This window comes from Pseudarthrobacter sp. TE3704, assembly GCF_056279405.1.
The window spans coordinates 1-11941 of the sequence record NZ_JBWCCJ010000002.1 but is presented as its reverse complement, the minus strand read 5'-3'; the positions used below and the strand labels follow the sequence as shown (position 1 = coordinate 11941).

General features: G+C 61.0%; 14 protein-coding genes. 7 read left to right on the top strand and 7 right to left on the bottom strand.

Annotated features, from left to right (window positions below; genetic code table 11):
* The first annotated feature begins 16 nt into the window (after window positions 1–16).
* Window positions 17–670 carry an IclR family transcriptional regulator gene (locus tag ACZ9BC_RS04015; RefSeq protein WP_476244853.1) on the top strand — a complete coding sequence of 218 codons (654 nt, stop codon included), beginning with the start codon at window positions 17–19 and terminating at the stop codon, window positions 668–670.
* Window positions 671–978: 308 nt separating this feature from the next.
* Here ACZ9BC_RS04015 and ACZ9BC_RS04010 read toward each other — a convergent pair whose 3' ends face one another.
* From ACZ9BC_RS04010 to ACZ9BC_RS04000, 3 genes are all read right to left on the bottom strand, one after another.
* Window positions 979–1251, bottom strand: coding sequence for a type II toxin-antitoxin system death-on-curing family toxin (locus ACZ9BC_RS04010; protein ID WP_476244852.1), 273 nt, complete (start codon window positions 1249–1251; stop codon window positions 979–981).
* A complete protein-coding gene (locus ACZ9BC_RS04005; RefSeq protein ID WP_476244845.1) occupies window positions 1248–1454 on the bottom strand; it encodes a ribbon-helix-helix protein, CopG family in 207 nt (68 codons plus the stop codon). The genes ACZ9BC_RS04010 and ACZ9BC_RS04005 overlap by 4 nt, the downstream gene beginning before the upstream one ends.
* Before the next feature lie 638 nt (window positions 1455–2092).
* Entirely contained in the window at window positions 2093–2860 is a 768-nt protein-coding gene (locus tag ACZ9BC_RS04000) for an IclR family transcriptional regulator (protein WP_476244851.1), read from the bottom strand.
* A gap of 148 nt (window positions 2861–3008) precedes the next feature.
* Here ACZ9BC_RS04000 and ACZ9BC_RS03995 point away from each other — a divergent pair, with 148 nt between their 5' ends.
* The 4 genes from ACZ9BC_RS03995 to ACZ9BC_RS03980 are packed head-to-tail and all read left to right on the top strand — an operon-like array spanning window position 3009 to window position 5900.
* A complete protein-coding gene (locus tag ACZ9BC_RS03995; protein WP_476244850.1) occupies window positions 3009–3716 on the top strand; it encodes a CoA transferase subunit A in 708 nt (235 codons plus the stop codon).
* Window position 3717: 1 nt separating this feature from the next.
* Window positions 3718–4434, top strand: a complete 717-nt coding sequence (locus tag ACZ9BC_RS03990) for a CoA transferase subunit B (protein WP_476245388.1) — start codon at window positions 3718–3720, stop codon at window positions 4432–4434.
* Window positions 4431–5600, top strand: coding sequence for an acetyl-CoA C-acyltransferase (locus ACZ9BC_RS03985; protein ID WP_476244849.1), 1170 nt, complete (start codon window positions 4431–4433; stop codon window positions 5598–5600). The genes ACZ9BC_RS03990 and ACZ9BC_RS03985 overlap by 4 nt, the downstream gene beginning before the upstream one ends.
* 12 nt (window positions 5601–5612) lie before the next feature.
* Window positions 5613–5900, top strand: coding sequence for a hypothetical protein (locus ACZ9BC_RS03980; protein WP_476244848.1), 288 nt, complete (start codon window positions 5613–5615; stop codon window positions 5898–5900).
* A 965-nt stretch (window positions 5901–6865) separates the two neighbouring features.
* On the opposite strand, the gene ACZ9BC_RS03975 is transcribed toward ACZ9BC_RS03980, so the two are convergent.
* The 4 genes from ACZ9BC_RS03975 to ACZ9BC_RS03960 all read right to left on the bottom strand — a co-directional run bounded on the left by ACZ9BC_RS03975 (window position 6866) and on the right by ACZ9BC_RS03960 (window position 7846).
* On the bottom strand, window positions 6866–7114 hold the full coding sequence (locus ACZ9BC_RS03975) for a type II toxin-antitoxin system death-on-curing family toxin (protein ID WP_476244847.1): 249 nt from the start codon (window positions 7112–7114) through the stop codon (window positions 6866–6868).
* Window positions 7093–7233, bottom strand: coding sequence for a hypothetical protein (locus ACZ9BC_RS03970; protein ID WP_476244846.1), 141 nt, complete (start codon window positions 7231–7233; stop codon window positions 7093–7095). The genes ACZ9BC_RS03975 and ACZ9BC_RS03970 overlap by 22 nt, the downstream gene beginning before the upstream one ends.
* A complete protein-coding gene (locus tag ACZ9BC_RS03965; RefSeq protein ID WP_476244845.1) occupies window positions 7230–7436 on the bottom strand; it encodes a ribbon-helix-helix protein, CopG family in 207 nt (68 codons plus the stop codon). The genes ACZ9BC_RS03970 and ACZ9BC_RS03965 overlap by 4 nt, the downstream gene beginning before the upstream one ends.
* A 167-nt stretch (window positions 7437–7603) precedes the next feature.
* Window positions 7604–7846, bottom strand: a complete 243-nt coding sequence (locus ACZ9BC_RS03960; RefSeq protein ID WP_476244844.1) for a hypothetical protein — start codon at window positions 7844–7846, stop codon at window positions 7604–7606.
* Window positions 7847–8748: 902 nt separating this feature from the next.
* On the opposite strand from ACZ9BC_RS03960, the gene ACZ9BC_RS03955 reads away from it, so the two are divergent.
* Window positions 8749–9987 carry an ice-binding family protein gene (locus tag ACZ9BC_RS03955; RefSeq protein ID WP_476244843.1) on the top strand — a complete coding sequence of 413 codons (1239 nt, stop codon included), beginning with the start codon at window positions 8749–8751 and terminating at the stop codon, window positions 9985–9987.
* 423 nt (window positions 9988–10410) lie between these two features.
* Entirely contained in the window at window positions 10411–10815 is a 405-nt protein-coding gene (locus ACZ9BC_RS03950) for a class F sortase (protein WP_476244842.1), read from the top strand.
* Window positions 10816–11941 lie beyond the last annotated feature (1126 nt).

Below are 11941 nucleotides of genomic sequence, written 5' to 3'. Positions count from 1 at the left end.
ACCATAGGCTTCTCATATGCCATCTCCTGAAACCAACGGAAGCAACCGCACACTTGAGCGGGCCGCGTCGATCCTTGATGCCGTAGGCCGGTCGGCCGTGTCAGCCAGTGAGCTGTCACGGCAGACCGGCCTGTCGGTGTCCACGGCGCACCGACTGGCGCTGCAACTGGCTGACTACGGATTCCTCCGCCGCACCGATTCCGGCACCTTCCGGCTGGGGGACCGGTTCGTCCGCTCAGCATTGGAGAACGCCGGCATGCCAGTCCTCCGCGAACTGCGGGACCAGACCGGAGAAACCGCGCAACTGTGGGTGCGACGGGGAGATGAGCGCGTGTGCCTGCTCAGCGCCGACAGCCTGCACGAACTCCGTGCGATCATGCCTCCAGGCGCAAGGCTGCCCCTCCCCCAAGGATCCAGCGGGAGACTGCTGGCAGCCGAGGATGACGCCCTTGCCGAGTTGGCTGCAGTTGGCTGGATTGAGTCAGCCGGTATCCGAACACCAGGACTGGGATCGGTAAGCGCCCCGGTACAAACCGACGAGGGAATCGTCGCCGCGGTCTGCCTTGCCATGCCATTGGCCCGCGTCATCGCATCTCCCGGTAAGGACCATGGTGACAAAGTCATTCAAGCAGCGCAGAGGATTGCACAGGCTCTGCAGCAAAGGATTTAGTATCAGGCCGTCTTGGCGAGGACTATGTCGGCAAGACCGCTAACGTGCAGTACGAGGGCGGAACCCGTCGACGAGGGCTTGTCTTCAGTTGTTGAGCAGACATTTCGGGGCCAGCAGGGATAGCTGCTGTCAGGCCCGCAACAAAACCTGCTCCTGTTCCCTGAAGTTCCTAAGTCTCAAGCTTTGTACACACTGAACCGTGAAAAAGCCTCTGAGTTGCGGAAACACTGTGCCCGAGGTGGGACTCGAACTGTCCGAAGCCGAATCTGTGGACATTGTCCCACGCCATTTTCGTCGCTTCAGAGCTCTCAGACCTCGCGCCGGATGAGATGTTTGCCAATCATCCCGGCGCTGACTTCGAGTGAGACATCACCAGCGGCCACCCCGACGACGAGATCAAATGCCGCATCGATGCTGACATCAGCCGCCGCCTTCATCGCCAACTGCGGATAAGCTTCCACACCCATGACTGTCGTTGCCGGACGGGCCAAAGCCGCGGCCAGCAGACCGATATCCCGTATATGGAACCCGTACCGGTCAACGACCTGCAACGCGTCTCCAATCTCGAGGTACTCAGTCACGCATCCTCAAGGCGCGTCAAAAGCTCAGCGTCATGGCTCATCACGAAATCCAGACCCTCACCGATCTCGCGAGTGCGCCGGTGACGCTGGAGCACCAACTCCGCACCCTGCAACAGCAAAGCCGACTTCGAGGTGTGTTCCTCAGCGGCAAGTTGGTCCAGACGACGATCGAGGTCTTCCGGCACGCGCAGGTTCATAGCCATGCACTCGTGGTACCGAACCAGTACCAGCGCGTTTAGGGTAACTCGCTCCATCTCTTCGCGGGGTGCCCGCCCCCGTATGCCTAGCCGGCTTAACTGGCTGGTGCCACAACGTCCTCCAGCACTGACCTGTCGAAAAAACGGATCTCTCCCGTTGCCTCGAAGAACACAGGAACTACTGATGTGCTCAGGTCTTTGGACGTTTCGTAGATTTCAGCCGCACTCCCGTGCTTCCTCGCAATTGTTCCAACCAGCTCGGTACCGCGAACCCGAACAGTTCGATATTTGTAGCTCATCGTGACCCCTTCGTCGGCTAGGGCACACCCTACCCCTTGGGATTGCCGCTTCGGGAAAGGTTGGCTCCTATGGCGTCACCCAGTGGTAGCGGCGGCTTCGGGTTACTTCTCCATATACGCAGCGGAAGCATGGAACTGCCTAAGGGTTTTGGTGAACCGGGGCCATCCTTCTGAAAAGGTCACCGCGGTCGCTGACTTGTGGCACATGAAAGTCATTGGGTTCCCGGCCTGTTAATGCGTTGGGTCGGCGACCTCGCTGCTCCGTCTGACGGCGTGCCGGGATATGCGCTGGATCAGTGGGCTTCCATCACCGTCTGTCCATCGCCTCCGCGGCGGGGCCGAAGATCAGCGTTTGATCTTCTCGGATAGAGCGTGGGCGTGGCGCAACAGTAAGGCCCCAAGCATGGGGCGTCGCTCAGCGGCGAAGCGGGACTCTATGCCGGTGATGGTTAGGGCCCAGGCGGGTTGCCCTGCGGCGTCGAACACCGCCGCCCCCATACCCCAACTGCCCTGAACGAGGAGCCCGGGATTAGTTGCATATCCCGCAGCGCGGGTCTCTTCGACGCGTTGGCGGATAACGTCCGCAGCGTGTTCCGGGCCAAAGTGTTCTTCGAGTTTCGCGCGGGCAAGGTAGCGCTCGGCGGTGTCCGGCGGCAGGAACGAGAGGATAACCAGGCCCGCGGAGGCGACGCCGAGAGGGAAGCGCTTGCCCTCATAGAGAACGAAGGAACGGATCGGGAAGCTGCCGTCCTGGCGTAGCACACAGACAGTTTCGTCCCCGCGTCGGGCGGACAGGAAGGCGCTCTCGCCGGTCTCTTCGGCAAGGGCCCGGACGTGGTCGCGGGCCAGCTCGGTGATGTCATAGCGTTCTGCGGCAATGGACCCCATGAGGTAGAGCTCAGGACCCAAGTGCCAGCGTCCCGCCTTGGAATCATGGTCGAGGAATCCCTCGACGGCCAAAGATGACAGCAACCGATGGGCCGTGGGGCGCGCCAATCCCGTGGCCCGGGCGACCTCCGTTGTCCCTATTCCACGGGGCATTGCCGCGCTGACAGCTCGAAGAACCTGACCGATGCGGCCGACGACCTGAGCCCCGGGAAGCGTCTCACTCATGTCTACATTATGGACGGTTTGCCCAGGCATGACCACAAGACGACCAATATCCCTTCGAGATCCTACTTTCATTGACCAGCGTTTCCGCGATGGCTACGGTTCATGACAGACCTCACACGGATCATATAGTGGACGGATAGGAAACAAGATGGCATCTAAACTTTGGGGCACGGCCGCTGAGGCGCTGGCCGGAACCATCCAGGACGGAATGGTCCTCGCTGTCGGGGGATTTGGCCTCAGCGGCATCCCCCGGGACCTCATCGAGGCAGTACGTGATAGCGGTGCACGTAACCTGACAGTCGTATCCAACAACATGGGCGTGGACGGCAAGGGACTGGGTCTGCTGCTGGAGAACCAGCAGGTGAGCAAGGTTCTGGCTTCCTACGTTGGGGAAAACAAGCTCTTTGCGGAGCAGTACCTGGCAGGCACGCTGGATGTTGAATTCGTTCCGCAGGGAACCCTGGCGGAGCGACTGCGCGCTGGTGGAGCAGGCATCCCGGCCTTCTACACTCCCACTGGCGTTGGCACGCCTATTGCGGAGGGTAAGCCCGAAGCGGAATTCGATGGCCAGCGTTGCATCCTGGAACGCGGGATCGTCGCAGACGTCGCCTTGGTACGTGCCCACCAGGCAGACCGCGAAGGTAACCTCCGCTACAGGATGACCGCACGAAACTTCAATCCCCTCGTGGCAGCGGCCGGCCGAATGACCATCGCTGAAGCCGAGGAAGTAGTCGATGGTTACCTGGACCCCGAGGACGTAATCACGCCAGGGGTTTTCGTGCAGCGAGTGGTGCGCGTCGTCAACCCGATTAAAGACATCGAACAGCGGACCGTTCGGGTCCGCGCGGAGGTATGAAATCATGTGGACCCGTGATGAAATGGCGGCCATCGCCGCCAGCGAACTCGAAGACGGCCAGTATGTAAATCTGGGCATCGGAATCCCGACGCTGGTGGCCAACCACCTGCCCGAGGGCGTCCGCGTTACTCTCCAAAGCGAGAACGGACTGCTGGGCATGGGCCCGTTCCCCTACGAAGGCGAAGAGGACGCGGACCTCATCAACGCCGGCAAACAGACCGTCACCGTTCTGCCGGGCGGCAGCTTTTTCGACTCCGCTGTCTCCTTCGGCATGATCCGTGGCGGACACGTTCAGACCGCAATCCTCGGAGCCCTGCAGGTATCGGGGGCAGGAGACCTGGCCAACTGGACCATTCCAGGAAAGCTCGTTAAAGGTATGGGCGGTGCCATGGACCTTGTCGCCGGTACCCCGCGCGTGATCGTAGTCACCGACCATGTAGCAAAAGACGGAACCCCGAAGATCGTGTCCGAGTGCGACCTTCCGCTGACCGGTGTTGGCGTTGTCGACCGCATCATCAGCGACCGTGCAGTCTTCGATGTAGTGGACGGCGCTCTTGTCCTGCGCCAAACCGCGCCAGGGCATACTGTCGAAGAACTGCGCACACAGACTGGGGCCGCTTTCACCGTTGCCCCCGAGTTGGTTTCCGGTGATTCCGAAGTACTCCGGCACGCGGACACCGCTAACACCGTATCCGAGGCTGTGGGGGCCGACGCATGAGCGCCCTGATCGCCGGCTATGCCCGGACAGCGTTCAGCCGGTTCAACGGACAATTCGCCTCCATCCCGGCCACAGCCCTTGGCTCTCATGCGATCGCTGCAGCGCTTAGCCGTGCCGGTGTAAATCCGCAGGAAGTCCAACGCGTGGTCGCCGGACACGTCCTGCAGGGCGGAGCAGGCCAGAACCCTGCCCGACAGTCTGCCGTAGCGGCTGGAATCCCCCTGAGCGTCCCGGCAATAACGCTCAATGCAGTGTGCCTCTCGGGCATGGAGGCCGTTGCTTCGGCCGCACGGCTGATCGACAGCGGCGAGGCGGACATCGTTGTAGCGCTGGGCCAGGAGTCCATGTCCTTGGCCCCTCACGTGTTCAACGTGAGGGCTGGACAAAAGTACGGGGCGATGCAGGTCGTGGACACACTGGAATTCGATGGCCTTACCGATGCCTTTGACCGCCGGTCGATGGGTAGCTCCACCGAGGACGGCAATGCCGACTACGGTTTGGACAGGGCAAGCCAAGATGAATGGGCGGCTTCCTCGCACCAGCGCGCCGAGGCACATGCCGCCTTCCATGCCGAAGAAATCGCCCCCTACACCATCACGTCACGCCGTGGCGACAGCGTGGTTGCCGGTGATGACGGAGTGCGGAACGGGACGACCACCGAGTCACTCGCAGCCCTGCGTCCGGCCTTCAGCAAGGAAGGGACCATCACCGCCGGGAACTCCTCGCAAATCACAGACGGCGCCGCCGCAGTGGTTCTGGTGAGCCCGGCAGCTGCGGCACGGTTGGGCCTGTCCCCCATCGCTGCGGTGGAATCCCACGCATTCGTGGCCGGGCCGGATGTGCGACTGCACGACCAGCCCGCCAACGCCATCCTGTCCGCACTCAAGAAGGTCGACTTCGGGGTAGAAGACCTTGCCGCCGTCGAGATCAACGAGGCCTTCGCCGCCGTTGCCGTCCAATCCGTCCGCAGCCTCGGAATCAGCCCCGACATCGTCAACACCCGTGGCGGTGCGATCGCCCTCGGACACCCCATCGGAGCCTCAGGCGCCCGTATTGTCGGAACACTCGCGCGTCAACTCGCCGAGCTTGGATCAGGTCAACTGGGCGCCGCGGGCATCTGCGGCGGAGGCGGACAGGGATCCGCGGTCGTTCTCAGGTCGCTCTAGGGACCGCACCCGATGACGGCAAGCACCAAGCTCAATCCTGAGCAACTAAACAGGCCGACCCAGTACGGCTACCAGCGATCGGTGGTGGCGAACTGGTGTGAACTCATACCTGGTGACACTGTGTTGCTTCTCGGCCCCCTGGCCGAGGAGCGGCACAGGGGAACGGTAGACGCCATTTCGGCGGACGGCAGCGTCCTTTGGCTGCTACTCGAGCACGCGGGCGGTCGGAAATTGTTTCATCACGTCGACGGACACCAGATGCTCGTCGATCCTGTCAGGACGATAGCTGGGGAACAATAATCAAAAATTCATGACTCCCGGCGCTGGCGCGGAGTCGCAACTAACGCAACCCGAAAGTCGGGGCCAGCGCCGGGCTTCCACCTCTATCCATATGGCAGAGTGGCAGAAAATTGTCAGCAGCACGATATCTGCTATCGAGGACTGCGCCAGCCGGGCAAGGAACTAATGCTGGCAACCACTCCTGTCAGTGATGAAGTACACCCCACCCAGACGTAGTACGAAGCCCCTGGGCATCTGAATCTGGCTTCATCAACGACAGCCCCGGCAACGCCATAAAGCAGATGTAAGTGTTGACACTGTCAACACCCTCTTTGGCACGCCAAACGCCCCGGCAGCGCTCCTGATCATCTGCGAAGAGCCGCGGACGAGGCTCCGAAAGGAAAAGTCTGCGAGGTCATGCAGTGCCCGCAGTCCCGGACCATGAATAGGTGTTGGACAACCACGCCCAACCAGACAGATCCGGAACGAGGAACGCACAAATCCAGCCACAGCAGGCGGAAGGCCGACCAGCCAGGGACTTGAACCCGCCACCCCACACACCTGAATAGGCTCCGCGGCAGCCCGGCCACAGCCCGCAAACCTAGCGTCAGAGGGACGCCACCACAAGCCATGTCAACACATTAAAGCAAAAACCCCTCTGACGAGGGGATATGCCGTGCCCGAGGTGGGACTCGAACTACCTTTCAGGCCTTGCAGACACTGGGAACCCCCGGAAACTGCGGAATTTGGAGCAGTTCGCGGGCTATACGACCCGATTTGATGCCCAATCTGTGGACATTGTCCACACACCATTTCCCACCACGAGACGCCATAAAAGAGCCTGACCTGCCTTCGCGTCCTGGTCAGCTTCCGGGACCTTGTAATCGCTGCCGCCTCCGTTCAGGCATCCCTTGAACGGGCCGGCACCGCCTCACAGGACGACGCATCGAGAAATAATTGCCCAGTCGGCAACCCGAACCCGTTAGCTAGCGCCGGATGAGATGTTTGCCAATCAGCCCGCCGCTGGCTTCAAGTGAGACATCACCGGCGGCGACCCCGACGACGAGATCAAATGCCGTATCGGTGCTGAAGCCATGGGGGTAACCGTTGATCCAGAGCATCAAAACCATCAGTGTCCACGCTGTGCGTTTGTTGCCGTCGATCAGCGGGTGGAAGCGCGCTACTGGCTCCATCAAGGCCGCCGCCTTCATCGCTAACTGCGGATGAGCTTCCACACCCATGACTGTCGTTGCCGACGGGCCAACGCCGAGGCCAGCAAACCGATATCCAGGACATGGAACCCGTACCGGTCAACGACCTTCAGCGCGTCTTCAATCTCGAGGTATTCGGTCACGCATCCTCAAGGCGCGTCAAAAGCTCGGCGTCATGGCTCATCACGAAATCCAGACCCTCACCGATCTCGCGAGTGCGCCGGTGACGCTGGAGCACCAACTCCGCACCCTGCAGCAGCAAAGCCGACTTCGAGGTGTGTTCCTCGGCGGCAAGTTGGTCCAGACGACGATCGAGATCTTCCGGGACACGCAGATTCATAGCCATGCACTCGTGGTACAAACCGGTACCTGATGGCGTTATGGGAAAACTCCCTACGTTCATCGGCCACGACGGTACTTCTCGCACGGACCCGGAGAGCTTCGCCCGCACCTTACCGCAAAAGCGCTGGGTAAGTTGCACAAAGCGGAACATTATTAGCCCCTCTCTCCTTACTACCCGGCCCGGCCTGTCCCTGTGCCTGTGCCTGGGCAGTCAATCAGCTGGGCCACCACATCCTCCAGCACTGACCTGTCGAAGAAACGGATCTCGCCTGTTACCTCGAAGAACACTGGAACGACCGATGTACTCAGGTCCTTGGACGTTTCGTAGATCTCAGCCGCACTCCCGTGCTTCCTGGCGATAGTTCCAACCAGTTCAGTACCGCGCACCCGGACAGTTCGAAATTTGTAGCTCATGGTGACCCTTCGTCGGCTAGGGCAAACCCTACCCCTGGAAGTACCGAAGATACCGCTGGTGCAGGGCCTGTCCACGTCATTAATTCTGATCGCCTTGCTGACCATCGCAGCGCCCACTCGCGGCGCGCTCCATGGCCATGGTTTAAAGTGTCCATCGTGGTCTTCGACATCATCCTCGAAATCATGGGTGGCCCCAGCCTGTTGGGTGGATTCAACCCTGTAATCTCAAAGCTATTTCGGCCAGCAGTACGGCTATTCCGACTCTCCCTACCGGCAACGTTCTTACACGCAGGCCTGCGGGTAGCTCTGTCCGGGGCCGGGGATTGCACGAGTGAATCGCCTGCGCAAATTCGTTGCAGCAGTGGAGAGGCTGGTCCGAAGGTCCGCTATTGCTCCAGGACTTTGGCCACCTTCCCAGAGCGGAGGCCGACCATGGCTGGGCATAAAAGAACTGGCCTAGTGGTAGGGGCCGGGGTAACCCGGAAGCTTGGATCGAACAAGGTGAGGGTCAAGCAGTACTCTACATGCGCCAGCATCAGGGGCCCGTCGTCACCTGTGGTGTCCCGCCATCGGCCTTGATGCCGAAGGTCAGCTATCGTCGACGCCTAATTCCCAGGTCGGCGGTGGCGGCACGGCACGATTTATCTGAATGATGGATAAATTATTGCGGTGTCACATCGCTGCGTCCGGTCCGTTTGGTGAGCCTCATTCCCGTCTGAGCAGGCAAGATAGCCGGCGGAAACCTTTATTGGGCCGGTGTGTTTAATGCATGTCTGTTTTCCTTGGTTGCGGGTGCCCTAGGCACGCTGCATTTTCGGGCGTACAGTCCGTCGTTATAGCTCCCCCACGTTTTGTCGGGCAGTTGCTTTGGGGCATTTGCCCCGCTGGGGGAAGGAACTGTCATGCGACATAGCGCTGCGCAAAAAGGGTCACGGACACTAACTACGGGGCGGCGCCGTCGCCGACATGTGGCAGCAGTAGCGGCTGTGTACGGTGTTATCCTCCTGATCGCAACGATTGTTTGGCAGCAGTCGCCTGCGTTCGCGGCCACGGCCGTCAATCTGGGCACGGCAACCTCTTACTCGGTCCTTGGGGCCACGACGGTAACCAACACCGGTCCCACCACCCTCCAAGGAGACTTGGGTGTGAGCCCTGGAACTGCAATCACAGGATTCCCGCCAGGCGTCGCAGCTGGAACCACTCACGCTGCGGACGCCGTCGCCCTACAGGCTCAATCGGACCTGACCACTGCTTACAACGATGCGGCCAGCCAGCCAATGACCACCAGCGTTTCCGGAGATCTGGTGGGCAGGACGCTAACAGAGGGCGTTTACAGGTCAACCACCTCCCTGGCGCTAAGCGGACAACTCACCCTCGATGGCCAGGGCAACCCCGCATCCGTGTTTATCTTCCAAGTTGCTTCCACCCTGATCACCGCATCGTCCAGCAGCATCATCCTCACCAACGGCGCCCAAGCCTGCAATGTGTTCTGGCAGGTCGGCAGTTCAGCCACACTGGGTACCGCGTCGAGCTTCAAAGGAACCATTCTTGCCCTCACGTCGATAACAGTGGAAACCAACGCACGAATGGAGGGTCGCGCCCTGGCACGCAACGGTCAGGTCTCTTTGGATACGAATGTGGTGACTACCCCGGCCTGTGTCACAACACCGACTACATCGGCTCCTCCTGAGACAACAACGCCAACGCCAACCGTAACCGCCTCCGAAACCGTCACGCCCACTGAGACGGCAACCACCACTACGACGGCGACGCCCACAATCACCGAAACCGTCACGCCCACTCAGACGGCAACCACCACTACGACGGCGACGCCCACAATCACCGCGACGGAAACAGCAACAGCCACCGCGACAGCCACACAGACAGCCCCCAATGCAACCCCGACGGCTAACATCACGGAGGACGAGATCTCCGCCGCTCCGGCTCCCGCAGTACCTCTGGCCAGAACAAACGACAGGAATCAAGGCACAAATGTCGATACTGCGGCAAGTGTTCCCGGTGCCGGTTCCGGGAACCAGGCAGCAATTTCCAGCGCAATCATCGCCGCCCTTGCAGTGGCCGGGGCAGTCGTTGTTGGAGCCCGGCTGAAGACTATCCGGCGCCGGGGCAACCAGGACTAGGGCCGGCGACAACCGGTGCAACGAGGCAGGCATCGCCGCACGCCCGCGCCGGAAGAACACGACAACCGGACGTTAGAAGGGCGTGGTCATCACCAGGGCAGGAACCCAAGCAACCGCGGCAGCGGGGCAGTTCTAGCCTCGCTTGCCGCAGTCCTGCTGGCGGTGTTGCTCCTGGGGTGGTGGTCAGCGCAAGCACCAACTCCCACCACCATGCAGCAATCCGCCCCTGTGACAACCCAGGGCAGTACGGCACCCGCAGCCGCCCCGGCGGGGGCGGAGCCCGTACCCAGCGCCGATTCAACACCCCCGTCCAGTGCAGCAGTGTCGTTTCCCGTCCCGGATCTACAGATCCAAACACTGGGTGGTACCCCTGCCCGGGAGGCCGGGTCCCCACCAATCCACATCAGCTATGGGGCGGTGGGGATGGACCAGGACGTCCTGCCACTGGTTCCGACGGAGCAGGAGATGGAACTCAGTTCCATCGTTCCGCCGCCCACGGCCGACGCGTATTGGCTCAGCCCTTACGGTATGCCCGGCGCCCGGTCGACAAACACCACGTACATCATCGGGCACAGCTGGGAGGGCCGTCCTTCCCCATTCAACAACATCAGTGCCCGCTCAAAGCCCGGCGATCAGCTCACCGTCACTACCTCAGAAGGGCCACTGAACTACAGGATCGACGAGATCACGACAGAAAATAAGGACACCCTGAAGGACAGCGCGATCTGGACCAAGGTGCCTGGCCGACTCATCCTTATCACCTGCTACACGGCAGATCTCTGGGGCAAGAACATCATCATCCAAGCCAGTCCCGAGGCTAATCCGTAGCTGCCGCGCAACCGCGTGCGCGGATTAGCCGTTGCCCGTCACCGTGCAGTCTGCACAGCGCTGACCCCCGCCCCCAGCAGCAAGCAACCTCTCCCTGGCAACTCCCTCCACAGACCTTCAAGACCAAGTCGAAATAGGAGCTGTCGCCGCCTGCTGAGCAAGGCCCGACGCTGTACGCCCCTCGGTTCCTTTGGAGACCGCGGATCTTACCGACCCAGCCCGCTCCCCCCGGTTTCACTTCTCTTGACCGAAAGCCTGCCCTATCAAGAACTGATGGGTTGATCCTTGCATCGGATGCCTTCTGGAGGCTGGCCCGCCAAACCTAGATGCAGGTGCTGCCGGAACGGAGACGTCATTCAGCAGCCCGACGCACACCCTCGTAGTCCCACAGTCCACCCGGCTCCTGTCCTGAGCATGTCGTCAGGGCCAAGCATATGAAGGTGTGGGCAAAAGGCTGCACGACCTCGTCCACCCCGTCGCACACCAAAGGGCTGATTCCAGACGTGCTGAGACCGGGAGCCAGCCCCGTCCCCATGACATCTGCTCCTGGGCGAAGACACAAGGACCTCCACCAAACAAGGACAGAGAACACCTACCGCTGCACATCATCCGGTAAATACATGCTCCGAACAATCAATTAAGACCAGCCAACGGGGAGCCAGGCTCCTTGCCTGGTCCTCGGAACAACTCCGGCGGCCCTTGGCCTGAGGTTGGCCCTGTACCAGAGCCCTAAGAAGCGGAATGAAGCATTGGCATCGCGGACTAAAAATTTCCCAAACCGGAGGCAGGCTGGTGAGCACACCTCAGGGGTTCCGGTAGCAGCTGGCCTAGTGAGGCCCATCAGGCCGCTGACTGCGTAACGGCCGGACAGAAACAGGTGAACTCTCGAGCACCTGAGGTTCACAAATCCGACGCCGTGGGCTCGACCGATTTTTCGCTTCCCTCTTGACCAGCATGACCCTCTTAGGGTTAATAAGCCAGCCGGGCTGTCTATCAGGCGAGGCGGGCTGGGAGGAGAGTTTATTTCCCGGCTAGGGCGTGTCTCCTAAATGGGCGGTGTTCGGTTGATTAACTGGGCTGGTGTCGCGTTTCCAGATTTTTACCGATGAGCAGTGGGCCCGTGTCG